Origin of the sequence: Microbacterium marinum (genome assembly GCF_014204835.1) — a bacterium.
In the GTDB taxonomy this organism is placed as follows: domain Bacteria; phylum Actinomycetota; class Actinomycetes; order Actinomycetales; family Microbacteriaceae; genus Microbacterium; species Microbacterium marinum.
This window is the reverse complement of record NZ_JACHMD010000001.1, coordinates 2,532,190-2,555,505: the sequence shown is the minus strand read 5'-3', so window position 1 is coordinate 2,555,505 and position 23,316 is coordinate 2,532,190. Positions and strand designations below refer to the sequence as shown.

At 68.7% G+C, this 23,316-nt stretch carries 22 protein-coding genes and 1 tRNA gene; 15 read left to right on the top strand and 8 right to left on the bottom strand.

Features of this window, described 5'->3' with window-relative positions; genetic code table 11:
• Nucleotides 1-53 precede the first annotated feature (53 nt).
• From cysS to BKA24_RS12565, 3 genes are read left to right on the top strand one after another with little or no spacing between them, the layout of a single operon-like run.
• Nucleotides 54-1,490: a cysteine--tRNA ligase gene (gene cysS / locus BKA24_RS12575; RefSeq protein ID WP_184218737.1), complete on the top strand. Its 1,437-nt coding sequence runs from the start codon at nt 54-56 to the stop codon at nt 1,488-1,490.
• Entirely contained in the window at nt 1,483-2,466 is a 984-nt protein-coding gene (gene rlmB / locus BKA24_RS12570) for a 23S rRNA (guanosine(2251)-2'-O)-methyltransferase RlmB (protein ID WP_184218734.1), read from the top strand. The genes cysS and rlmB overlap by 8 nt, the downstream gene beginning before the upstream one ends.
• A gap of 25 nt (nt 2,467-2,491) precedes the next feature.
• Nucleotides 2,492-3,130 carry an NAD(P)-dependent oxidoreductase gene (locus BKA24_RS12565; protein WP_184218730.1) on the top strand — a complete coding sequence of 213 codons (639 nt, stop codon included), beginning with the start codon at nt 2,492-2,494 and terminating at the stop codon, nt 3,128-3,130.
• Here BKA24_RS12565 and BKA24_RS12560 read toward each other — a convergent pair.
• Complete coding sequence (locus tag BKA24_RS12560) at nt 3,127-4,428, bottom strand: DUF4032 domain-containing protein (RefSeq protein WP_184218727.1); 1,302 nt, start codon at nt 4,426-4,428, stop codon at nt 3,127-3,129. The genes BKA24_RS12565 and BKA24_RS12560 overlap by 4 nt on opposite strands.
• A gap of 79 nt (nt 4,429-4,507) precedes the next feature.
• Nucleotides 4,508-5,611: an ABC transporter ATP-binding protein gene (locus BKA24_RS12555; RefSeq protein ID WP_184218724.1), complete on the bottom strand. Its 1,104-nt coding sequence runs from the start codon at nt 5,609-5,611 to the stop codon at nt 4,508-4,510.
• Between the two features lie 221 nt (nt 5,612-5,832).
• Between BKA24_RS12555 and BKA24_RS12550 the strand changes: the two genes are divergently transcribed.
• The 3 genes from BKA24_RS12550 to BKA24_RS12540 all read left to right on the top strand — a co-directional run bounded on the left by BKA24_RS12550 (nt 5,833) and on the right by BKA24_RS12540 (nt 7,332).
• The gene (locus BKA24_RS12550; protein WP_184218719.1) at nt 5,833-6,786 is read left to right on the top strand and encodes a DsbA family protein; all 954 of its coding nucleotides are present in this window, start codon (nt 5,833-5,835) and stop codon (nt 6,784-6,786) included.
• Between the two features lie 33 nt (nt 6,787-6,819).
• Nucleotides 6,820-6,895, top strand: a tRNA-Thr gene (locus BKA24_RS12545).
• Nucleotides 6,896-7,008: 113 nt separating this feature from the next.
• Nucleotides 7,009-7,332: a hypothetical protein gene (locus BKA24_RS12540; RefSeq protein ID WP_184218716.1), complete on the top strand. Its 324-nt coding sequence runs from the start codon at nt 7,009-7,011 to the stop codon at nt 7,330-7,332.
• A gap of 39 nt (nt 7,333-7,371) precedes the next feature.
• On the opposite strand, the gene BKA24_RS12535 is transcribed toward BKA24_RS12540, so the two are convergent.
• From BKA24_RS12535 to BKA24_RS12515, 5 genes are all read right to left on the bottom strand, one after another.
• Nucleotides 7,372-7,686 (bottom strand): DUF7882 family protein, encoded by a 315-nt coding sequence (locus BKA24_RS12535; protein ID WP_184218713.1) that lies wholly within the window; start codon nt 7,684-7,686, stop codon nt 7,372-7,374.
• Between the two features lie 99 nt (nt 7,687-7,785).
• On the bottom strand, nt 7,786-9,072 hold the full coding sequence (locus tag BKA24_RS12530; protein ID WP_184218710.1) for a hemolysin family protein: 1,287 nt from the start codon (nt 9,070-9,072) through the stop codon (nt 7,786-7,788).
• Nucleotides 9,073-9,155: 83 nt separating this feature from the next.
• A complete protein-coding gene (locus BKA24_RS12525; RefSeq protein WP_184218705.1) occupies nt 9,156-10,208 on the bottom strand; it encodes a TerC/Alx family metal homeostasis membrane protein in 1,053 nt (350 codons plus the stop codon).
• A 187-nt stretch (nt 10,209-10,395) separates the two neighbouring features.
• Nucleotides 10,396-11,295 carry a hypothetical protein gene (locus BKA24_RS12520; protein ID WP_184218702.1) on the bottom strand — a complete coding sequence of 300 codons (900 nt, stop codon included), beginning with the start codon at nt 11,293-11,295 and terminating at the stop codon, nt 10,396-10,398.
• 75 nt (nt 11,296-11,370) lie between these two features.
• Nucleotides 11,371-13,473 carry a S9 family peptidase gene (locus BKA24_RS12515; RefSeq protein ID WP_184220781.1) on the bottom strand — a complete coding sequence of 701 codons (2,103 nt, stop codon included), beginning with the start codon at nt 13,471-13,473 and terminating at the stop codon, nt 11,371-11,373.
• A gap of 185 nt (nt 13,474-13,658) precedes the next feature.
• Here BKA24_RS12515 and BKA24_RS12510 point away from each other — a divergent pair, with 185 nt between their 5' ends.
• The 5 genes from BKA24_RS12510 to BKA24_RS12490 all read left to right on the top strand — a co-directional run bounded on the left by BKA24_RS12510 (nt 13,659) and on the right by BKA24_RS12490 (nt 18,322).
• Entirely contained in the window at nt 13,659-14,915 is a 1,257-nt protein-coding gene (locus BKA24_RS12510; RefSeq protein WP_184218699.1) for an inorganic phosphate transporter, read from the top strand.
• A complete protein-coding gene (locus BKA24_RS12505) occupies nt 14,912-15,247 on the top strand; it encodes a peptidase (RefSeq protein WP_184218696.1) in 336 nt (111 codons plus the stop codon). The genes BKA24_RS12510 and BKA24_RS12505 overlap by 4 nt, the downstream gene beginning before the upstream one ends.
• Nucleotides 15,248-15,316: 69 nt before the next feature.
• The gene (locus BKA24_RS12500; protein WP_184218693.1) at nt 15,317-16,222 is read left to right on the top strand and encodes a phosphodiesterase; all 906 of its coding nucleotides are present in this window, start codon (nt 15,317-15,319) and stop codon (nt 16,220-16,222) included.
• Nucleotides 16,223-16,333: 111 nt separating this feature from the next.
• Nucleotides 16,334-17,791: an aspartate ammonia-lyase gene (locus BKA24_RS12495; RefSeq protein WP_184218690.1), complete on the top strand. Its 1,458-nt coding sequence runs from the start codon at nt 16,334-16,336 to the stop codon at nt 17,789-17,791.
• Nucleotides 17,792-17,869: 78 nt separating this feature from the next.
• Nucleotides 17,870-18,322 carry a DUF4190 domain-containing protein gene (locus BKA24_RS12490; RefSeq protein ID WP_184218687.1) on the top strand — a complete coding sequence of 151 codons (453 nt, stop codon included), beginning with the start codon at nt 17,870-17,872 and terminating at the stop codon, nt 18,320-18,322.
• A gap of 56 nt (nt 18,323-18,378) precedes the next feature.
• Here BKA24_RS12490 and BKA24_RS12485 read toward each other — a convergent pair whose 3' ends face one another.
• Entirely contained in the window at nt 18,379-19,242 is an 864-nt protein-coding gene (locus tag BKA24_RS12485; protein ID WP_184218684.1) for a fumarylacetoacetate hydrolase family protein, read from the bottom strand.
• 84 nt (nt 19,243-19,326) lie between these two features.
• Between BKA24_RS12485 and BKA24_RS12480 the strand changes: the two genes are divergently transcribed.
• The 4 genes from BKA24_RS12480 to BKA24_RS12465 all read left to right on the top strand — a co-directional run bounded on the left by BKA24_RS12480 (nt 19,327) and on the right by BKA24_RS12465 (nt 23,315).
• The gene (locus tag BKA24_RS12480) at nt 19,327-20,490 is read left to right on the top strand and encodes a PrsW family intramembrane metalloprotease (RefSeq protein WP_184218681.1); all 1,164 of its coding nucleotides are present in this window, start codon (nt 19,327-19,329) and stop codon (nt 20,488-20,490) included.
• A gap of 245 nt (nt 20,491-20,735) precedes the next feature.
• On the top strand, nt 20,736-21,296 hold the full coding sequence (locus BKA24_RS12475) for a YceI family protein (protein WP_184218678.1): 561 nt from the start codon (nt 20,736-20,738) through the stop codon (nt 21,294-21,296).
• Nucleotides 21,297-21,337: 41 nt separating this feature from the next.
• Nucleotides 21,338-21,706 carry an FKBP-type peptidyl-prolyl cis-trans isomerase gene (locus BKA24_RS12470; protein ID WP_184218676.1) on the top strand — a complete coding sequence of 123 codons (369 nt, stop codon included), beginning with the start codon at nt 21,338-21,340 and terminating at the stop codon, nt 21,704-21,706.
• Nucleotides 21,707-21,770: 64 nt separating this feature from the next.
• The gene (locus BKA24_RS12465) at nt 21,771-23,315 is read left to right on the top strand and encodes a M15 family metallopeptidase (RefSeq protein WP_184218674.1); all 1,545 of its coding nucleotides are present in this window, start codon (nt 21,771-21,773) and stop codon (nt 23,313-23,315) included.
• The last annotated feature ends 1 nt before the right edge of the window (nt 23,316 follow it).

Sequence of the window (23,316 nt, the reverse complement as noted above, 5' to 3'; positions counted from 1 at the left end):
CTTTCTACCGTCATCGCGGTGGGCTCCAAGCCACGCGCCGGTAGCATGGTCCGGTGACGGTACGGCTCTATGACACCCAGGCGCAGGCGCTGCGCGACTTCGCGCCCGCGGAGCCGGGCAACGTCACCATGTACGTCTGTGGTCCGACGGTGCAGTCCGGCCCGCACATCGGTCACGTCCGCGCCGCGCTGAGCTTCGACATCCTCCGCCGCTGGTTGGCGCACCGCTTCGGACGGGTCACCTTCGTGCGCAACGTCACTGACATCGATGACAAGGTGCTCGCGAACGCGACCGCCGAGGAGCCGTGGTGGGCGCTCGCCTACCGCATGGAGCTGGAGTTCTCGCAGGCGTATGCCGCCGTCGGCATCCTGCCCCCGACATACGAACCGCGCGCGACCGCCTCCATCCCGCAGATGCAGGAGCTCATCGGGCGCCTCATCGCCGCAGGGCACGCGTACGCGGCCGAGGGCGATGTCTACTTCGACGTCCGTTCGTGGCCGAGCTACGGCACGCTGACGCGGCAGTCCGTCGACGCGATGGAGTCGGCCGCTGACGCCGACCCTCGGGGCAAGCGCGACCCGCGTGACTTCGCGCTGTGGAAGGGCGCCAAGGCGGACGAGCCCGCCGGTGCCTCCTGGGAAGCGCCCTGGGGAGCGGGACGGCCCGGCTGGCACATCGAGTGCTCGGCGATGAGCCGTCGCTACCTTGGTCCGGAGTTCGACATCCACGGGGGCGGGCTCGATCTGCGGTTCCCGCACCACGAGAACGAGCTCGCGCAGTCCACCGCTGCCGGCGACGGCTTCGCCCGCTACTGGGTGCACAACGGCCTGGTCACCGTCGGCGACCAGAAGATGTCGAAGTCACTCGGGAACTTCCTCCTCGCGGAGGACGTCCTTGCTGAGCAGGACCCGCTTGTCGTGCGGTACGCCCTCGCGTCGGCGCACTACCGCTCGAACCTCGACATCTCGCCCTCGGCCTTCGCCGAAGCGGGTGCCGCACTCGATCGCATCCGGAGCTTCCAGGCACGGGTGGCCAGACTCGACACCTCGTTCGGAAGGTCCGCAGAGCGTCCGGAGACGGATGCCGAGCGCAAGAGTCCCGTCGTGCTGCCCGCCGCGTTCGAGGCCGCGATGGACGACGACCTCGGTGTGCCGCAGGCACTCGCCGCGGTGCACGAGACGGTGCGGCGCGGCAATGCCGCCCTCGACGCCGGCGACACCGACGCCGCGGCGATCGCCGCCTGGCAGGTCCGGGAGATGACGGGCCTCCTGGGCGTCGACCCGATGGCGCTGCAGTGGCAGCGGGGCGCCGCCGCGCCCGCGACCGAGGCGCTCGACGCGCTCGTTCGCACGATGATCGACCAGCGCGCGGACGCCCGCGCGAACAAGGACTGGGCGAATGCCGACCGTATCCGCGACGCGATCGCGGCGGCGGGCATCGTCTTGGAAGACGGTCCCTCCGGGACACATTGGAGTTTGGAAAATGGCTAAGTTCGGCAACCCCTCTGCAGGCAAGGGCAAGAAGGGCCCCACGAAGGGCTCCGGCGGCAAGAACAAGCGATCGCTCGAAGGACGCGGCCCGACCCCCAAGGCCGAGGACCGTGCCTGGCACCCCGCCGGCAAGCGCAAGGCCGCCCAGGAGCGCTACATCGCCGCCGGCGGCAAGCCGCAGCAGCGTTCGAGCCAGAACCGCGCGCCGAAGTCGAAGGCCGGCGACGACACCGAGACCGTGACCGGTCGCAACAGCGTCCTCGAGGCCCTCCGCGCGAAGATCCCCGCCACGGCGTTCTACATCGCCCAGCGCGTCGAGATGGACGACCGCGTGAAGGAGATGCTCTCGATCACGACGAACCGCGGCATCCCCGTCCTCGAGGTCACCCGACAGGAACTCGACCGGATGGCCGGATTCGACGGTGTGCACCAGGGCGTCGCCCTGAAGGTCCCGCCGTACGAGTACGCGCACCCCCAGGATCTGCTGGAAGAGGTCATCGACCGCGGCCAGCTCCCGCTCTTCGTGGCTCTCGACGGCGTCACCGACCCCCGGAACCTGGGCGCGATCATCCGCTCCACCGCCGCGTTCGGTGGACAGGCGATCATCGTGCCGCAGCGCCGCTCCGCCGGTGTCAACTCCGCGGCGTGGAAGACGAGTGCCGGCGCGGCCGCGCGGGTGCCCGTCGCCATCGCGCCGAACCTGACGACGACGCTCAAGGAGTTCAAGAAGCAGGGCGTCTTCATCCTCGGACTCGACGGCGGCGGCGACGTGTCGCTGCCGGCGCTCCAGCTCGCCGATCGTCCCGTCGTGATCGTGGTCGGGTCGGAGGGCAAGGGTCTGTCGCGCCTCGTGACCGAGACCTGCGACCAGATCGTCTCGATCCCGATCAACGCGGCCACCGAGTCGCTCAACGCCGGCATCGCGGCATCCGTCGCGCTGTACCAGGTGTCCACGCTCCGCGCAGCGCAGGAGTGATCCACCCCGCTCGAAAGGACCCCTCATGACCCGTATCGCCGTCATCGGAGGCACCGGCTACGCCGGAAGCCACATCGTCCAGGAAGCCGTCTCGCGCGGTCACTCCGTCGTCTCCGTCGCCCGCAAGGTTCCGGCTGAGCGGGTCGAGGGCGCCACCTACATCGAGGGGACACTCCTCGACGCTCCCGCCCTCGCCGCCGAGCTCGACGGTGTCGAGGTCGTCGTGTTCACCACTTCGCCGCGCGGCGACATGGCCGGCAAGATGCGCGATGCGGTGGGCGAGGTGGTCGCCGCGCTGCCCGCCGAGGTTCGCGTCGGAGTCGTCGGCGGTGCCGGCGGCAGCCTCGTCGCTCCCGGCGGCCCCCGCGTCGTCGACAGCGGATTCCCCGAGGAGATCAAGCCCGAGGCTCTCGAGGCGATCGGCATCCTCGAAGACCTGCAGTCGGACGACCGCGGCCACGACTGGTTCTACATCCACCCGGCCGGGGGCTTCGGTTCCTGGGCGCCGGGGGAGCGCACCGGTTCCTACCGTGACGGCGGCGACGTCGTCGTCACCGATGAGAAGGGCGAATCCTTCATCTCGGGCGCGGACTTCGCGATCGCCGTGCTCGACGAGATCGAGACGCCGCGGCACTCCCGCGAACGCTTCACCGTCGGCTACTAGACCAGATCGCGCCAGTCCACGTCGTCCTCGTCGCTCACCGGCACATCGCCGGTGACGACGGGCACGGCCATCGTCTCCGTCGGCGGGCCCAACACCGTCGCCTCATCCCGGCGATGACGAAGCACGCCATCGATGTACGACGACAGCACCTCGGCGATGGGAATCGACCTGCCCCGCGCCTGCGACATGTACCAGCGGTGCTCCAGCACCTGATGGAAGACCTCGGCCGGCTCGAGCTTGGCCCGCAGGTCCCAGGGGATCGCCTTCACGACCGGCTCGAAGACGCGGGTCAGCCACTCGTGCGCGACCATCTCCTCGTCGCTTCCGAGGCGTGACACACGTGCGGCGAACTCGTCCATGTCGTTGAGCAGTCGCCGAGCCTGGTTCTCCTGCACGTCCAACCCCGTCAGCCGGAGGAGACGGCGCTGGTGGTGCCCCGCGTCGACGACCTTCGGCTGAATGAGAACCCTCGCTCCGTCAGCGGCCTCGTCGATGGACATCTCGCCGATGTCGAAGCCGAGGGCGTTGAGGCGCTGCACGCGCTCGGTGATCCGCCAGGTCTCGTTGGCCGCGAACGATTCGGTGTCGGTGAGCGCGCTCCACAGCGACCGGTACGACGACATGATGCCGTCCGCGATCGCGACGGCGTCCACCCCGCCTTCCAGCCGGCCGCCGGCCTCCAGATCCATGATCTCGCCGGCGATGTTGGTGCGGGCGACATCCAGGTCGTGCTCGCGCTGTCCGCGCGTCAGACCGTTCTCGTGGAGCTCGCCCGTCTCGGCGTCGACGAGGTAGGCCGCGAACGCCCCGGCATCCCGTCGGAAGAGCGTGTTGGAGAGGGACACATCGCCCCAGAAGAACCCCACCGTGTGCAAGCGCACCAGGAGGACGGCCAGCGCGTCGACCAGACGGGTGGCGGTGTCGGGGCGGAGCACCTGGGTGAACAGCGCCCGGTAGGGGAGCGAGAACTTCAGGTGCGCGGTCACGAGAGCCGCGGGGAGTTCTTCCCCCTTCGGCGTGCGACGGCCGTCGATGACGGCCACGCGGCCGACGCAGGGAACGTCGAGTCTCGCCAGGGAGCCGAGCATCTCGTACTCCCGCCGCGCCATCTCGGCGGTCGTCTCCTTGACGGCGACGACACGGCCGGACAGGTTCGCGAAGCGCACGAGATGCCGCGACAGCCCCTTCGGCAGCGACACGATCGTGTCGCTCGGCCATTCGGCGAGGGACGTCGACCACGGCAGGGCGAGAAGCCCCGCATCGACACTGCTGGCGGTGATGCTCAGGGACTGGACCACGGCGTGACCTCCCGGTGACGCGCCGCGGCGCGGGGGGTCAGAAGACCCGCCCGCGCCGCGACACTGCTGGTGATGACGATCAGGCCGAAGCGATGGCCTTGTCGTTGAGGCGGTCGCCCGACTCGAGGTCGAAGGCGTGGACGTGTCCGGGCTTGGCAGCCAAGGTGACGGTCTCGCCGGCGTTCGGGTGGTTGCGGCCGTCGACGCGCGCGACGATGTCGGTGCGCTTGCCGTTGATGTCAGCGTGGCCGTACAGGTAGCCGTCCGCGCCGAGCTCCTCGACGAGGTCGACCTGAACCGAGAGGCCACGACCGTCGGCGGGGCCGACCTCGATGTCCTCGGGGCGCACGCCGACCGTGACCTGCGTGCCGTGCGCACGGCCGACGGTGTCGCGGTCGAGCGGCACGACCTCGGTGCCGAACTGGACGCCACCCTCGGCGAGGTCCGCGGCGAAGAGGTTCATGGCGGGCGAGCCGATGAAGCCGGCGACGAAGACGTTGTTCGGCTTCTCGTACAGGTCGCGGGGGGTGCCCACCTGCTGGAGGAGGCCGTCCTTCAGCACGGCGATGCGGTCACCCATCGTGAGCGCCTCGGTCTGGTCGTGGGTGACGTAGACCGTGGTGACGCCGAGGCGACGCTGCAGCGAGGCGATCTGCGTGCGGGTCTGGACGCGGAGCTTCGCGTCGAGGTTCGACAGCGGCTCGTCCATGAGGAACACCTGGGGCTGACGCACGATGGCGCGGCCCATGGCGACACGCTGACGCTGACCACCCGAGAGAGCCTTCGGCTTGCGCGTGAGGTACTCCTCCAGGTCGAGGAGCTTGGCGGCCTCGAGGACGCGCTGCGCACGCTCCTCCTTGCCGACGCCGGCGATCTTCAGGGCGAAGCCCATGTTCTCGGCGACGGTCATGTGCGGGTACAGCGCGTAGTTCTGGAAGACCATCGCGATGTCGCGGTCCTTCGGCGGGACGTCGGTGACGTCGCGGTCGCCGATGCGGATGGCACCGGAGTTGACCTCTTCGAGGCCGGCGAGCATGCGCAGGGACGTGGACTTTCCGCAGCCGGACGGGCCGACGAGAACCAGGAACTCGCCGTCGGCGACCTCGAGGTTCAGCTTGTCGACCGCGGGACGGGTGCCACCGGGGTACAGACGGGTTGCGTTGTCGAATGTGACGGACGCCATCGTTTCTTCTCCTTCACCGGCAGGTACGTGCCGGACGATCCGTTGTGAAGCGAGCGGGGGTCACCCCGCACACCCATCATTGGGTGCCCCCTCAGTATGCCACGGTGGGCCCCGGGCCGGGGAGGACGTCTCGTCAGGCTTCTTCCAGGACGTCTGGCTAACATCGATAGGTCCGCCGACACCCCCCTTCGGCGAAACCCGTACGACATTCCCGAGGTTCCATGTCTCACGACTCAGGCGAGAGCACGCCCGCCGCTCCTGATCGCCGCGAAGCGGTGCGCGAAAAGGCGCAGCTCGTCCACGTCCGCCAGTCGCGCGCGCGTGTGGCGCGACGCGTCGGGCTGAGCGTCCTCGCTGCCGGCGCCGTCGCCGCGGTCGCCGCCGTGGTCGTCTGGTCCGTCATGTCGACGATGGGCGGGCGGGATCTCGCCCCCCGGACGGTGACGGCCGACGGTTTCGCCATCACCTCCGTCACGGGCGCGGTGCCCGAGAGCGGTGCCGTGATGGATGCCGCGCCGTCTCCGACCACCGAGGGCACCGCCGCCCCCACGCCCGAACCCACGGAGACCGGAGAAGCGTCCGCGCCGGTCGACATCCGGGTCTATGTCGACTACCTCTCGCCCGGAGCCCGCGAATGGCACCTGGCCAACGTCGAGCAGCTGACCACGTGGGTCGACGAAGGCGCCGCCACCCTCTCGTACCACCCCGTGTCGATGCTCACCGCCAAGTCGAACGGCACCAAGTATTCGCTGCGCGCCGCCGCGGCATCCGCCTGCGTCGCCACCCACGCACCCGATGTCTTCTTCGCGTACAACAGCGAACTCCTCAGCCGTCAGCCGGCGATCGACTCCGACGGGTTCTCGGACGGCGAGCTGGCCGACATCGCGCAGGCGATCGGAGCGGCTGATCCCAAGAAGGTGCGTTCCTGCATCGAGGACGGCGACTTCGTCGAGTGGGCGAAGGATGCCACCGAGCGCGCGATCGAGAGCATCCCCGACACCGACGGGCTCGCCCTCACCGGCACCCCGATGATCCTCGTCAACGGCCAGCCGTACATGGGTGCGCTGACGGATGCCGCGGAGTTCTCGCAGTTCGTCCTCACCAACGCGAGCGACGCGTTCTACAAGGAGCAGGCCGAGCAGAGCCCGACTCCCACCGTCACCCCGACGCCGTGACCTCAGTCGCGCCCCGGTAGACTGGGCGTCCTTGCCGGCTTGGCGCAATTGGTAGCGCACCGTACTTGTAATACGGGGGTTGCAGGTTCAAGTCCTGTAGCCGGCACCACTTCTCGCCATTATCACCGTGGTGCGGTGCGGTCGCCGACCCGTGGCATGCTTGCCTGACCGCGTCGACCGGGAGCCCTCCTTCCGCAGCGTCCCTGATGGAAGGCGTGCGCAATGTCGTACCGAACGCGAGAGACCCTCGAGGCGTGGCTCACCGATTTCCGGAACGCGCGGTCAGCGGGTGGTGCGATCAAGGTTGTCATTCAGGACGGCTCCGGCGGACGAGACACCGGTCTGATCGTGGTCCCGCTGAAGAGTTCGAACGCATCGATCCACATCGAGCCGGGGAGCCCAGCGGGTGACGGGTGGCGCATCACGATCGACGCCCTCGAGGACACGACGATCCTCGACAGCCATCAGTTGCAGGAGCTGGCGCACGAGCTCGCGGTGGCGGCGGAGCTGTGCGCATACCTCGAGTCCCGTGCCGCGGACGGCTGAACCGCGCGCACGGATCGTCTCGGTGCCCTTTTGGACAGATCAGCCGGCAGCGCGCTCCCCGTCCGGCTCGGCGACGAGATGCAACCCCTGCGGTGAGTTCGCGGCGGACGCCAGCAACTCGATCCACCCCGGGTTGATCCGCGAGCGGGCATCGCCCCGGTAGCGGTAGGCCAGCTGCGACGCCCGATTGATCCACACGCAGGCGCGGCCACCACCCTCGGAAGTGTCGCGGGGCCACATGAACATGAACGACTCGCCGCGGCGGAGTTTGCTGCCGATCACCACCTCGAGGTGGGCGAGCGTGCGATCGTCGATCGACAGGCGTGTGTTGCTGCCGTAGGTGAAAACTCCCATGAGGCCCTGACTCGAGACGTGACTGAGTAGACGGAGCTGCGGCCTCCGGCATCCATTCTCACATCCGACGCCGCCCGCGGCGCTCAGGGGCGGCGTGTGTCAGGCCGGCGGGTCGGTCTCTGCAGTCCGTGACACGCGCACCTCGGCGATGCGGCGGCGATCCATCGCCGTCACCTGGATGACCGTGCCGTCGACCTCGACGGTATCCCCCACGACCGCGAGGCGTCCCAGCTGCTCCGTCACGAATCCGGCCACCGTGTCGGAGGCGCCGCGGGGCAGCTCGACACCCGTCGCCTCGGCGAACTCGGCCAGGTTCAGGCGGCCGTCGACGACGCCCTCTCCCGACGACGGCAGTGCCGCGGCGTCGTACTCGTCGAAGATCTCGCCCACGACCTCCTCGACGAGGTCCTCGAGGGTCACGATGCCGTCCGTGCCGCCGTACTCGTCCACGACGACCGCGATGTGGTGCCCCTCGGCACGCATCCTCGTGAGAGTGGGCAGGACGCCCGCCGTGGACGGGTAGTACGACATCGGGCGCAGCAGCGTGTCCAGCGGCGCCTCCGCGTCGGCTGCGGCCGCGTCGAACAGATCACGGACGTGGACGAAGCCAACGATGTCATCGATCGACTTGTCTGCGATCGGATACCGCGAGAAGGGGAGTTCGCGCACCTGCGCGACGGCTTCCGCGATGGTCGCCGACTCGTCGAGGGCGGTGACCTCCGGCCGCGGCCGCATCACCTCGCTGATCTGCCGGCCCCGGAGCGAAAGCACATCGTCGAGGATCTTCCGCTCGTCCTCGGGGAGACCCTCGTGGCTCGCGACGATGTCGCGCACCTCCTCGTCGGTCATCTCCTCGCCCGTCTTGTCGGGATCGCCGCCCAGCAGACGCACCAGGGCGTTCGTCGAGACCGACAGCAGCCAGATGACGGGCCGCATGAGGGTGGCGAAGCCGTTCAGCACCGGCGCGACGGCGTAAGCGAACTGCGCGTTGCGCTGGATCGCGAGCCGCTTGGGGACCAACTCGCCGAGGACGAGCGACAGGTAGGCGATGACGAGCGTCAGCAGGACGGTGGCGAGCGTCAGCGCGAGCGAGGACTCCACGCCCCAGCCCTCGAACAGCGGCGCCACCGACGGCGCGATGGAGGTCGCACCGTACGCGGCGGAGGCGAATCCGGCGACCGTCACACCGATCTGGACGGCGGAGAGGAAGGTGTTGGGGTTTCGGGCCAGCCCCGCGACCTTCTCCCCACGCTTCCCCCTCGCGGCGATCGCGCTCACCTGGCTTTCGCGCAGCGTCACGAGCGCCATCTCGGTCGCGGCGAAGACGCCGCCGACGAGGACGAACACCACGACGAGGGCGATGTTGAGGATGAGATCGCCGCTCATCGCGTGCGCTCCCTACGGTTGTCGAGTCGGGGGAGTGAGAGCGAGGATGCCGCAGTGATGCGGCCGGGTCTGTCGTCCACCGGTCAGCGGCGAGACTCGCCGGAGCGCTCGGTGTCGGCATCCTTCGCCGCTGTCACCTGCTCGCCGCGCACCTCGTCGCGGTCCGCCTTGCCCGGGTCGCGACGCGTCTTGATGAGGCTCGCGACGGTGGCGACGGCGATGGTCGCAGCGATGAACAGGAGCGAGAACCAGATCGGGATCTCGGGTGCCCACAGCATCGGCTCGCCGCCGTTGATGAACGGCAGTTCGTTGACGTGCATCGCGTGAAGCACGAGCTTGACGCCGATGAAGGCGAGGATCACGGCGAGCCCCTGCGCGAGGTACACGAGACGCTCGAGGAGGCCGCCGATGAGGAAGAACAGCTGGCGCAGACCCATGAGCGCGAAGGCGTTGGCGGTGAAGACGATGTACGCCTCCTCCGTCAGGCCGTAGATGGCGGGGATGGAGTCGACCGCGAAGATGAGGTCGACGAAGCCGATCGCGACGATCGTCAGGAGCATCGGGGTGACGAACCGCTTGCCGTTCTTGCGGACGGTGAGCTTGTCTTCGTGGTACTCGTCCGTGACCGCGAGGTGGCGGCGCACGAATGTCATAAACCGTCCCTTGGAGGGGTCGCTCTCGTGACTGCTGAAGGCCTGGCGGTACGCGAGGAACAGCAGGAGCGCACCGAAGATGTAGAAGATCCACGAGAAGTTCTCGATCAGTGCCGCACCGACCGCGATGAACCCGCCGCGCAGGATCAGCGCGATCACGATCCCGATCATCAGCACCTTCTGCTGGTAGATCTTCGGCACCGCGAAGCCCGCCATCACGATGAGGAACACGAAGAGGTTGTCGATCGACAGTGCCTTCTCGGTCAGATACCCCGCGAAATACTCCCCGCCGTAACGCCAGTCGGCCACGACACCGATGCCGACGCCGAACAGCAGCGCGAGACCGATGTAAAAGGCCGACCAACGGGCGGACTCGCCGATCGTCGGCTCATGCGGCTTGCGGACGTGGGCGAAGAACTCGTAGACGAAGAAGGCGATCGTGACGGCGATCGTGATGGTCCACACGAGGGGGGTGACGTTCACCGGGAGGTCTCCTGGAGGATGGCGTGAGCGAAGGACGCCAGAGTCTCCTCCATTCCGCGGTGCGGAACCGATGGCCCGGGATGCGATGCATCCGTAGTGACGAGCCGACCGTGCCGGAGTACTCCCCCTGGGGATTCCCATCGTAGAAGGGCGACCTCTCCCGATCCTGGGAACTCGCCCCACGTGGTCATCGGCCTGCCGGCTCCTTCGCCTCATCGTTCGCGTAAGGGACCGACTCGGTGGCGTGGGAGTACGGGATGAACCAGCTCGCAAAATCCATCGGTGGGACGGCCGACGCGGCATCCTCGTCATCGGGCGAGGGGACGTAGAGGGAGTCGATGTCGAGATCCTGGAAGAGCACGGCATCCAGGTGCTCTCGCCATCCCTCCGGCACGGAGCCCGCGAGGCGGTCGGCGTTGCGCTCTGCCTCATCCAGCACGATCTTCAGTGCGAGCTCGTGAGCCACCGTCTGCGGATAGACAGGCGAGGCGGTCAGTCGCGACGTCACCTCGATCGTGGCGGCGAGGAACTTCTGCGCGAAGCTGCGGTCGTAGTACTTCGCGAACTGCGGGGGCAACTGGGAGATCACGTGCGTATCCCTCCAGTGGGAGCGATCCGACCCGTGGGTGGCGAGAGAGACGATGTCCTCGAACAGGCAGTCGACGATGACGACCGATGCGTTCCAGATGAGGCCCTTCAGGACCGACCGCTGGCGCAGGTCGCGGGCACCTTCGGCGGGAGAGGCGCCCTCCGCGAAAAGCTCGTCCAGCGCCCAGTCGATTCCCGACAGCCGGGAACCCGCCTGGGCGACCCTCGTCTCGTCGCTCGTGCCCGCCGGCACCGAGCCCTCCCCGTCCCGCCACTCGGATGCGACGATGGACGCGTCGACGGCCTCGATGCGAGCGAGGTGGCGCGCTCCGGGCGCGATCACCACGTCGATCAGGGACAGGAGAGCCTCCTCGCCGTCCAGGCCGGCGCTCCCCATCCGCTGCTCATCCGAGAGCCCGTCGATCAGCTCATCGGGGTGCGCGCAGGTGAGATCAACGTCGATACGCACAGAGGCATGGAAGCGATCCGCAGCGGGCATGCGCTGATCGTACCGAGCCGTCGGCGAAGGCGGAAAGTCCGCCGTCCGCGCGCGGCCGTTCGGTCTGGTGCCCTGTCAGGAAGTGAGCTCGGCCGCCCCGACGACGTCGAGGATCCACGCCAGCTCGAACGCGCGTTCCCGCCACGAGTTGTACCGGCCGCTCACGCCGCCGTGGCCGGCGACCATCTCGCACTTCAACAGGGCGTCCGCTCCGACCTCGCGAAGCCTCGCCACCCACTTCGCCGGCTCGACGTAGAAGACGCGGGTGTCGTTGAGGGAGGTGACCGCGAGGATCCGCGGGTACGTGACACCCTCTCGGACGTTCTCGTACGGCGAGTACGACTTCATGTAGGCGTACACGTCGGGGTTGTGGAGCGGGTCGCCCCACTCGTCCCACTCGATGACCGTGAGGGGGAGGGAGGGGTCGAGGATCGTCGTCAGGGCGTCGACGAACGGCACGCCCGCGACGATTCCGGCGAACAGCTCCGGGGCGAGGTTCGCGACGGCACCCATGAGCAGACCGCCGGCCGAGCCGCCCTCGGCGACGAGGCGGTCGGGCTGCGTGTAGCCCTGATCGACGAGGTGCCGAGCGACGTCGACGAAATCGGTGAAGGTGTTGCGCTTGGCGAGCAGCTTGCCGTCCTCGTACCACTGACGCCCCATCTCGCCGCCGCCGCGCACATGCGCGATCGCGAAGATGACGCCGCGGTCCAGCAGCGACAGTCGTGCCACGGAGAACCCGGGCTCGATCGAGTGCTCGTACGATCCGTACCCGTACAGGTGCAGCGGGCGCGGAGCGTCGCCCGGGTGGCCGTGGCTCCGCTTCCACACCAGGGACACCGGGATGCGGGTGCCGTCTGCGGCGGTGGCCCAGACGCGCTCCTGCCCGTACTCCGTCGCGTCGTACCCGCCGAGGACCGGCTGCTGCTTGCGGAGGAGGAGCTGTGCGCGCTCCACGTCGTAGTCGAAGACGGTGCTGGGAGTGACGAACGACGCGAAGCCCAGGCGGATCACCGGCGGCGCCCACTCCGCCGAGCCGGAGGCGCCGACGGCGTACAGCTCCTCGTCGAAGCCGATCTCGCGGACCGCGTCCGTGGCGTAGTCGAGGATGCCGACGCGAGCGAGGCCGTCGCGGCGGTACTCGGTGATCGCCCAGTCGCGGTAGGCCGAGACGTCCAGCAGACGCCGACCCGGCTCGTGCGGTACGACGACGTGCCGCTCGCCCATCGGATCGGATGCCGCGACGCGCACCAGCTCGAAATCGAGTGCACCGTCGTTGTGGAGGATGTACAGCACGTCCTCGCCTCCCACGACGGCGTGGGTGAGCGAGTACTCGACTCCCTCGCGGCGCGGCCACACCGCGCGCGGCTCGGCCGTCAGGTCGTCCGCGTCGACCAGGAACTCCTCCGAGGTGATCGATGAGCCCACGCCGATGACGAGGTACTTGTCGCTGCGCGTGAATCCGGCGCCGACCCAGTACCGCTCGTCGGGTTCGGTGAAGAGCTTCCGGTCCGACGCGGCATCCGTGCCCACCTCGTGCAGCCACACCGTGTCGGGCCGCCAGGCGTCGTCGACCGTGGTGTAGACGACGTGACGGCCGTCGGGGGAGAAGACCGCGCCCGAGAAGGTGCCTTCGATGACGTCGCCGAAGTCGGCGCCGGCCACCAGGTCGCGGATGCGCAGCGTGTACCTCTCGTCGCCAGCGGTGTCGACGCCGTAGAGCATCCGGGTCCCGTCGTTCGAGATGTCGAGGCTCCCGAGTGAGAAGAACTCGTGACCGTCGGCCTCGACGTTCCCGTCCAGGAGCACCTGCTCGCCGGGGACGTCGGAATCCGGGGAGAGCAGGGGCGGCGTCCAGTCGGAGGGATCGGCGATCGGTGCGCGGCAGTGGATGCCATACTGGCGGCCCTCCACGGTGCGGGCGTAGTACCACCAGTCGCCGCGTCGCGAGGGGACCGAGAGGTCCGTCTCGAGCGTGCGGCCCTTGATCTCCTCGAAGATCCGCTCGCGGAGCGGCTCGAGATGGGCCGTGCGCGCCTCGGTGAACGAGTTCTCCGCGGTCAGGTGCGCCAGCACGTCGGCATCCTCCTTCGCGCGGAGCCACTCGTAGCGGTCCTCGACCGCGTCGCCGTGGTGGGTGCGGATGATCGGACGGGCGTCGGCGACGGGGGGCTGCAGTGCGTCGGTGGTCACCGGTCCACGCTAACCGACCCGTCGATGGCGGGAACGGGTTATGCGTACAGGCGTCGTGTGCGAGGATTTCTCAGGCCCGGTTGAACGACAGGTGACGCCAGGGTGAACTTTTCGTTCGCAACGCCGATCGCCGCGGCACCCGTTCCCCCGCCCCCGACGGAAAGCGAACTGTGGAAACCGCAGCCCTCATCGTCGTCCTGGTCATCGCCCTGGCGCTCTTCTTCGACTTCACCAACGGCTTCCATGACACGGCCAACGCCATGGCGACTCCCATCGCCACCGGCGCGTTGCGGCCCAAGGTCGCCGTGCTCCTGGCAGCCGTGCTCAACCTGGTGGGCGCGTTCTTGTCCACCGAGGTCGCCAAGACCATCTCGGGCGGAATCGTCCGGGAAGACCAGATATCGGTCGAGATCTTTCCGGCCATCATCTTCGCCGGCCTGATCGGCGCGATCACCTGGAACATGCTGACCTGGCTCCTGGGTCTTCCCTCCAGCTCGTCGCACGCGCTGTTCGGCGGCCTGATCGGTGCCACCCTGGTCGGTGCCAGCGTCTCCGCCATCGACTTCGGCGTCGTCCTCTCCAAGGTCGTGCTGCCCGCGCTCATCGCCCCGCTGACGGCGGGCATCATCGCCTTCACCGTGACGAAGGTCGCCTACGCCGTCACCCGGCGATACGACTCGAAGCCTGACGGGCGAGACGGATTCCGGTGGGGGCAGATCTTCACCTCGTCGCTCGTCGCGCTCGCCCACGGCACCAACGACGCCCAGAAGACGATGGGTGTCATCACCCTCGCGATGATCACCGTCGGATGGCAGTCCGCCGCGCACCACGAGCCGGAGCTGTGGGTGATCATCGCCTGCGGTGTGACGATCGCCCTCGGCACCTACATGGGAGGGTGGCGCATCATCCGCACCCTCGGCAAGGGACTCACCGACGTCAAGCCGGCCCAGGGCTTCTCGGCGGAGGCGTCGACGGCGTCGACGATCCTCGCCTCGAGCGCCCTCGGTTTCGCCCTGTCGACCACCCAGGTCGCATCCGGATCCGTCATCGGGTCCGGGCTCGGCCGCCGCGGTTCGAAGGTGCGTTGGGGGACGGTCGGTCGCATCATGATCGGCTGGGTCCTCACGCTCCCGGCGGCCGGCACGGTCGGAGCCCTCGCGGCACTCATCGTCGTCTGGCTGGGGCAGCTCGTGGGCGTGCTGGTCGGTGCGGTGATCGCCGTCGCGATCATCCTCGGCATCTTCCTCCGCTCGCGCCGCAACGAGGTCACGCACTCGAACGCGATGAGCGAGGTGGCGCACTCGGGGCGAGCGGTCAAGGTCAAGCGCAATCCGCCGCCCACCCGTCGGCAGCTCCGCGCGGAGCGCGCCGAAGCGCGGTCCGCGTCGACCGCGCGTCGTGACGAGAGCTCGGAGGAGGGACGATGAACGTCGCGATCGATTGGTTCGCCTTCCTGCAGGTGTTCATCGCCGCAATGCTGGCCGCCTCGCTGGTGGTCACCTTCTACGCGATCGGCGTCCGGCTGCTCGTGCGCGCCGGCAAGGCGCCCGTCGTCGCGCCGGCTGAGTTCACCGATGCCCTGACGGTCATCACCGATAAGGACCGCAAGCGGGCGGCGAAAGCCGCCGCGAAGGCCGCGCGGAAGAGTCCGCTCACCGCGGCGCAGAAGCGTGTCGCCTTCGTCGCCGCGTGCGCCTCGTTCACCGTCTGCGGGCTCGCGGTCCTCGGCGGTCTCCTGCTCATCGTCTTCAACCACTGAACCGAGCACGCTGAGCCCGGGACGATCCGGGGTGCGACACCGTCGGTAGCGCTCCGTAGGCTGGGCGGCATGCAGCCCGTCACCTTCGGCCAGCACGCGCCCGCACTCCGGACGATTGTCCACCTGAGCGACACCCATCTCCTCGCCGGTGACGTCCCCCTCGGCGGCCGGTACGACTCCACCGCCGGGGCGGCGGCCGCGCTCGCCGCGGTCGAGCGCACCGGCATCCGCCCCGACGCGATCGTCATCACCGGCGACCTCACCGACCTCGGCGAGCCGGCCGCGTACCGGCGCCTGCGCGAACTCGTCGAGCCGGTCGCCGCCCGCCTCGGCGCGCCCGTGGTGTGGGTCGCCGGCAATCACGACGAGCGGCCGGCGATGCGGGAGGGGCTCTTCGACATCGTCGGCACCGAGGAGCCGATCACCGGCGTGTGGGACCTGGGCGGGCTGCGCCTGGTCGCCCTCGACTCCACCGTCCCCGGCTGGCACCACGGCGAGCTCGGCCCCGACCAGCTGGACTGGCTGCGCGGCATCCTCGCCCAGCCTGCCCCGCTCGGGACGATCCTGGCGCTTCACCACCCGCCGCTGCCCACGCACATCCCGTTCTTCGACATCCTGGAATTGCAGCGCCAGCATGAGCTCGCCGACGTCATCGCGGACACCGATGTGCGCGGCATCCTCGCTGGTCATCTCCACTACTCCACGAGCGGCACGTTCGCCGGTGTCCCCGTGAACGTCGCGTCGGCCACCTGCTACACGATGAACCTGCAACGACCCGCGACGGCGGTGAACGGGATGGATGCCGGGCAGTCGTTCCACCTCGTCCACGTGTACCCCGACACGATCACGCACGCGGTGGTCCCGGTCGTCGAGGCCGAGACCGCCGAGCACTTCACGCCGGAATGGACGGCTCGGATGGCGGAGCTGACGGCGCAGGAGCGCCTCGAGGCGTTCTCGCGCAAACCTTCGCGCTGACCCGCACCGACGAGCAGCTGGCGACACGCGCACCCCCGCCGCCCGGATCGAGGTCGGCGGCTAGGCTCGTGGCATCCCTTTCACGCTGTGAGACCCACAAGGACACCACACATGGCACTGGACGCAACGACGCGCACCGAAACCGACTCCCTGGGGAGTCTCGAGATCCCCGCCGACGCCTATTGGGGCATCCACACTGCGCGGGCACTGGAGAACTTCCCCATCTCGATGCGACCGATCTCGGTCTACCGAGACCTCGTCGTCGCCCTGGCGATGGTCAAGCAGGCCTCGGCTCGGGCGAACAAGGAGATCGGGGTCCTCGAAGGCTCGCGAGCCGACCTCATCGATCAGGCCGCCCAGCGCGTCATCGACGGCGAGTTCCACGATCAGTTCGTGGTCGGCGTCATCCAGGGCGGCGCGGGCACCTCGACGAACATGAACGCGAACGAGGTCATCACCAATATCGCGCTCGAGATGGCCGGCCGTGACAAGGGCGACTACGCCTACCTCTCGCCGATCGACCACACCAACCGCAGCCAGTCGACCAATGACGTCTATCCGACCGCCATCAAGGTCGGCCTCGGCCTCGACCTGCAGTCGCTCCTCGAGGAGCTCGACCTGCTGCGCCGGGCCTTCCTCGCCAAAGCCGGCGAGTTCCACGACATCCTGAAGGTGGGCCGGACCCAGCTCCAGGATGCCGTTCCGATGACCCTCGGGCAGGAGTTCCACGGGTTCGCGACCACCCTGGGCGAGGACTACCACCGTCTGAAGGAGAACGCCTACCTCCTTTACGAGATCAACATGGGAGCGACGGCGATCGGCACCGGGATCACGACGCACCCGGATTATGCGCCCGCCGTCCTCCGCCACCTGCGGGAGATCAGCGGGCTCGATCTCGAGCTGGCCGAGGACCTCGTGGAATCCACGAGCGACACCGGCGCCTTCATGTCGTTCTCCTCCTCCCTCAAGCGCAACGCCATCAAACTGTCGAAGATCAGCAACGATCTGCGCTTGCTCTCGAGCGGCCCGCAGGCGGGATTCGGCGAGATCAACCTCCCCCCGCGTCAGGCGGGGTCGAGCATCATGCCCGGCAAGGTGAACCCGGTGATCCCCGAGGTGGTCAATCAGGTCGCCTTCGCCGTCGCCGGCGCCGACCTCACCGTGACCATGGCCGTCGAAGGAGGCCAGCTGCAGCTGAACGCCTTCGAACCCGTGATCGCGCACTCGATCTTCCAATCGATCACCTGGATGCGGCGTGGCATGCGGACGCTCCGGGTGAACTGCGTCGACGGCATCACCGCGAACCGCGAGCGGCTGGGCACGATGGTCGGCTCCTCGGTCGGGGTGATCACGGCGCTCACGCCGTTCATCGGGTACGCCGCGGCCGCCGCTCTCGCCAAGACGGCGCTGTTGACCGGACGGAACGTGGGCGACCTCGTGGTGGAGGCCGGGCTGATGTCGCGCGACGACGTCGACAAACAGCTCTCGCCGGCGAGACTGTCGGGCCTGGAGGCCTCTACGCGCGCGATCCCCGTTATCACAGCAACAGGAGATGTCGACGGAAACTGACCGCTTCTTGTCTGAGAGACCCGAAGGCCGATAGCGTCGGGGGGTATCTCGGCCGATCAGCGACCAGAAGGACATGACATGACCGATCCCCAGCAGCCGAACCCGCAGCACACTCCGCCGGCAGCTCCCGCCTACGAGTCTGCCGCCTACCCCAACGCCCCGCAGTACTCCGGCGGACAGCCGGCAGCGGACGCGCCGGCCCCCGGCAAGACGCTCGGCATCGTCGCACTGATCCTCGCGATCGTGCCCGGCACCCAGCTGATCGGCCTCATCCTCGGCATCGTCGCCCTCGTCCAGAGCCGCAAGGCCGGGCGCAAGAACGGTTTCGCGCTCGCCGCGATCATCGTCAGCGTCGTGCTGATCCTCATCACGATCCTCATCATCGTGCTCGCTGTCGCAGCGTTCCAGGCAGCCGGTGGCGGCGACCTCATCACGCAGGTGAACGCCTGCCTCGACGACCCGTCGGGAACCGTGACCGTGCAGGGCATCACGATGTCGTGTCAGGAACTGCTGGAGCAGTCGGGCTACTGAGCCACACGCCATGACGAAGGCCCGGACGCGATCGCGTCCGGGCCTTCGTCATTCGTTCAATCGGTGATGCGACAGAACGTCGTGAGCTCGCCGATGCCGTCAATGCCGACCGTGACCGTCGACCGGTCGCGCAAGAAGATCTGCGGATCCCGCGAGTACCCGGCGCCGCCGGGGCTGCCGGTGGAGATCAGCGTCCCGGGGAGCAGGGTCGCCGACCGGGAGAGGTAGGACACGAGCTTGGCGACCGGATGGATCATCTGGCCGGTCGACGCATCCTGGACGGTCTGACCGTCGACGATGGCCCAGATGTGGAGGTCCTGCGGATCGGGAATCTCATCGGCGGTGACGACGAACGGCCCCGTCGGCGTGAAACCGTCGAACGACTTGCACCGGGACCACTGCGCCTCCGAGAACTGGATGTCGCGGGCCGTGATGTCGTTGACGACGGTGTACCCCCAGACGTGATCCAGGGCGTCCTCGAGCGGCACGTCGCGGGCCGCCAGTCCGACGATGACGCCGAGCTCGGCCTCGTAGTCGACGGACTGGCTGAGCGACCTCGGCCACGTCGTCGTGTGACGGTGACCGCTGAGGGAGCCGGGCCACAGCGTGAACACCGTCGGCGCGGCATCCGCCTTCAGACCCAGCTCGCTCGAGTGGGCGGCGTAGTTGAGGCCGATCGCGATCGTCACCGGGTTCCCCGAGATCGCCGAGGCGAACTCGGCACCGGCGAACGGATGCCACGTGGCGCGAGGCGAGTGCTCCCGCACGCGGTCGAGCAGATCGTCACCGCCTTCGATGAGCGCCTGCAGTGTCGAGGGGGCGCCCGCGAAGAGCGTCGACACGACGGCGGCGCGATCCTCGTCGATGAGCACCAGCTGCGGTTCGTCGGCACCGTCGAGAACAATGTGGGCGAAGCGCATGCCTCCAGGCTACCGTCGTGGGTCGGCGTGAGACGGGCGAGCGCACCGCGGGCGACGGTCTCCCGCGCCCCTAGGCTGATCGCCATGACGTTCCCGTCGCCGCTGGCGCAGCCTCCGCAGTCCTCGCCGACGACACCGCCGCCGGCTCCTGCGCACCGGGCGCTTCCCGTGCCTTCGACCTCGCGCGGGCGTGTCGTGCTGTGGGTGCTGGCGGCAGTGCTCGCCGTCGTGTGCGCCGGGCTGGTCGCCTACATGCTCACCTTCCTGGGTGCGGAGGCGGCGATCGTGGCGGGGCTGCTCGCGCTCGTGCCGTTGACCATCGTGCTGTTCGCGATCCGCCTCATCGACCGGTGGGAGCCCGAGCCCCGCGGCCTCGTGGCGTTCGCGGTCGCGTGGGGTGCCATCGCCGCCGTGGCGATCGCGCTCGCCGTCGACCTGCTCGTCGTCCTCGTCCTGGGTCCGGTTGCGGTCCCCGATGTCATCTCCTCCGTCGTGCAGGCGCCGATCGTCGAAGAGGTCGCCAAGGGTCTCGGGGTCCTCATCCTCTTCGTCGCCGCGCGTCGCTCGTTCGACGGCCCGGTCGACGGCGTCGTCTACGGCGCGCTCGTCGGCGCCGGGTTCGCTTTCACCGAGAACATCCTCTACTTCGCGGACAGCCTGCTCACCGGCGGAGCGGCCGACGCCGCGACCACGTTCTTCCTGCGCGGCATCCTCTCGCCGTTCGCGCACGTGATGTTCACGGCCCTGATCGGATACGGCGTCGGACTCGCGGCGCGGGCCGGGCTCTCCCGCGGGGCGGCCCTCGGCCCCTGGCTGGCAGGCGTCGTGGCAGGGACCGTGCTCCACGCGTTCTGGAACGGGTCGGCGATGCTCGCGGACTTCTTCGCGCTGTACGTCACGCTCCAAGTGCCGCTGTTCGCGCTGTTCATCCTCGCGATCGTGCTGCTGCGCCGGGAGGAGGCGCGGCTGACGCGCGAGAGGCTGGGCGAGTACGCGGCGGTCGGATGGTTCTCGCCGGCCGAGGTGGAGATGCTCGCGACACCTGCGGGACGCAGCAGGGCGATCGCCTGGGCGCGCACGCTCCCCGGCGATCGTGCTGGGCTCATGCGGGCTTTCATCCGCGAGGCGACGTCCCTCGCGGCGGCCAGGCAGCGGGTCGTCACGGGGCGAGACGCACGGGCCGCCGACGACGAACGCGTCTATCTCGAACGCGCGACCCGCATCCGTGAGCGACTGCTCGCCCGCTGAACCACGGACGACGATCCTCGGGCTGAGAAAGACTCAGCGCCCGGTGCCGCGGCGATGCCTGCGAGTCTTCCGGGCGCTGAGTTGGCCTATAGACATGGTCCGCCTGGCTCCGGACGATGTCAAGACCCCTCCCGGCCATCCGACGTTGACCAGAAATTTGCATTCATGGAAATACAATCGGATGCCGTGAGGTTCAACCCTCTGACAGCCGGCGAACGCCGGACGCCCAAGAACGAAGGACGACCATGACCGACGCCACCACGCTCGACATCCCCGGCTACAAGGCGGGCACCTGGGTGCTCGACGCCTCCCACAGTGAGGTGGGCTTCAGTGTCCGCCACATGATGATCTCGAAGGTCCGCGGGCACTTCGCCATCAAGGAAGCCACCCTCACGGCGCCCGAGAACCCGCTCGAGGCGACCCTCGAGGCCAAGGTCGACGCAGCCTCGATCGACACGAAGGACGAGGGCCGCGACGGTCACCTCCGCAGCGCGGACTTCTTCGACGTCGAGAACTACCCGACGATCACCTTCGCGTCGACGGGTGTGCGCTACGAGGGTGGCGACTTCCTCGTCGACGGACAGCTCACCATCAAGGACGTCACCAAGCCCGTCACCTTCGACGTCGACTTCGGTGGCTTCGGAACCGACCCGTGGGGCAACTACAAGGCCGGCGCCACCGCGAAGACCGTCATCAACCGCGAAGACTTCGGCCTCACCTGGAACGCCGCGCTCGAGACCGGCGGTGTGCTGGTGGGGAAGGACATCACCATCGAGCTCGACCTCCAGGGATCCGTCCAGGCCTGAGCCGCGTTGACCCCCGCCACCTCCTCCGGTTGGATGGATGCATGACTGCAGACCGCACCAAGCCCGAGATCGACGCTCCACTCGATCCCGCCCCCACCGACCTCGTCGTCCGCGACCTCATCGAGGGTGACGGCGCCGAGGCGAAGGCCGGCGACACCGTCACCGTCCACTACGTCGGTGTGGAGTACGTCTCCGGTGAGGAGTTCGACTCCTCGTGGAACCGCGGGGAGAGCATCCAGTTCCCGCTGCGCGGACTCATCCAGGGTTGGCAGGACGGCATCCCCGGCATGAAGGTCGGCGGGCGTCGTGAACTCGTGATCCCGCCGCACCTGGCGTACGGCCCCGCGGGTGGACACTTCCTCGGTGGCAAGACGCTCATCTTCATCATCGACCTGCTGAAGGTCGGCTGACGCGAGAGCGAGCCGAAGGCCCGGCCGGAGCGATCCGGCCGGGCCTTCGCACGAAGGGGGAGAGATGGTCGGCTGGGGGAAGTCGCTGCGTCTGACGGGCGCTGCCGTCGCGATGCTGCTCGCGGTGACGGTGCTGCAGGCGGTACCGCCCGCGGCAGCTCACGCGGACGCCGGCGCCGGGACGCGCGTCGCCGCAGCGCAGACCCCGGCGCCGTCACCCGGCGTCGCTCCCAGCCCGACACCCTCCGTCGAGCCGGTGACGGTGTTCGGCTACTACCGGACGCCGTGGAAGACCAACAGCTTCATCTACGAGGTACGCACGGACGGGACGGTGCACCGACTCACCCGCGACCAGTGGAAGGCGATCGGCGCGCCGGCCGTCGCATTCGCGCCGGTCTCCTACGCGCGGACCTCGTGGTCGACGAAGGTGTATGCGCTCGTGACGTGGCCCCATCACGACGGCGACGAGGCGGTGGACCAGGTCGTTCCGCTTGGGTCGGCGGCACTCCGGTCGGTGGGTTCCCCCCGCGGTCGCGTGACGGGTCACGTCCCCACGACGACATACTTCCGTTACGCCTCCGGCCCGGAGGATCTCTACGCCCGGACGCCGGACGGTGCCGCGCGGCTTCTGACGTCGGGTGAACGCCGGGCCGCCGGTTCCCCCGACGCGGGGAAAGTCGTCGGCGGGGGCTACTACCGAGCGGCATGGTCGCGGAAGATCCACTTCGTTTCGCCAGACGGGCGGCGGAAGACGATCGGCCCCGCGGCCCACGCAGCCCGTGGCAAGCCGCAGGTCTCCCTCGCGCCGACCGTGTACGCGCGGACACCGTGGTCGAAAACCGTGCACGCGCTCATCACCTGGCCTCGCACACCTTCGGACCGTCGGGTCGATCAGGTGGTGCGACTGACCTCCGCGACATACGCCGCCGCCGGGAAGCCGAAGACGACGATGCGGTATCGCCTCCCGGGTGATGCCTTCGTGCGCCTTCCCATCGGCAGGACGATCTACCACCGGATGTCAGGGACGCTCACCCCGGTCACGTGGTCGCAGTGGCGTGCAGCCGGATCGCCGGCTCTGCGGAAGGCGTCGCTGACGAAGCCGATGTACATCCGCGACATCCTCATCGTGAACAAGTCGCTCCCGCTGCCGCGCAGCTACGGCAACGGGCTGCGCCCCGAGCTCACCAGAGCGTTCTCGAAGATGAAGGCCGCGGCGCGGGCTGACGGCGTCTCGTTGAACATCATCTCGGGCTTCCGCTCCTATGCCTCTCAGGCGGCGATCTACCCCGCGAAGATCCGGCAGTACGGGTATGAGACCGCGCAGCTGCGGTCGGCGCGGCCGGGACACAGCGAGCACCAGACCGGGCTGGCGATCGACGTCAACTCGATCTCGCAGTCATGGGGCGAGACGAAGGCGGGCCGGTGGGTCGCGCGCAACGGCCACCGCTACGGCTTCATCGTCCGATACCCGAAGGGCAAGACCTCGGTGACGGGGTACGCGTACGAGCCGTGGCACCTTCGGCACGTCGGCGTCTCCACAGCGACGCACCTGTACAAGACGGGGCTCACGCTCGATGAGTACCTCGGCGTGCCGTCGAAGTACCGCTGAT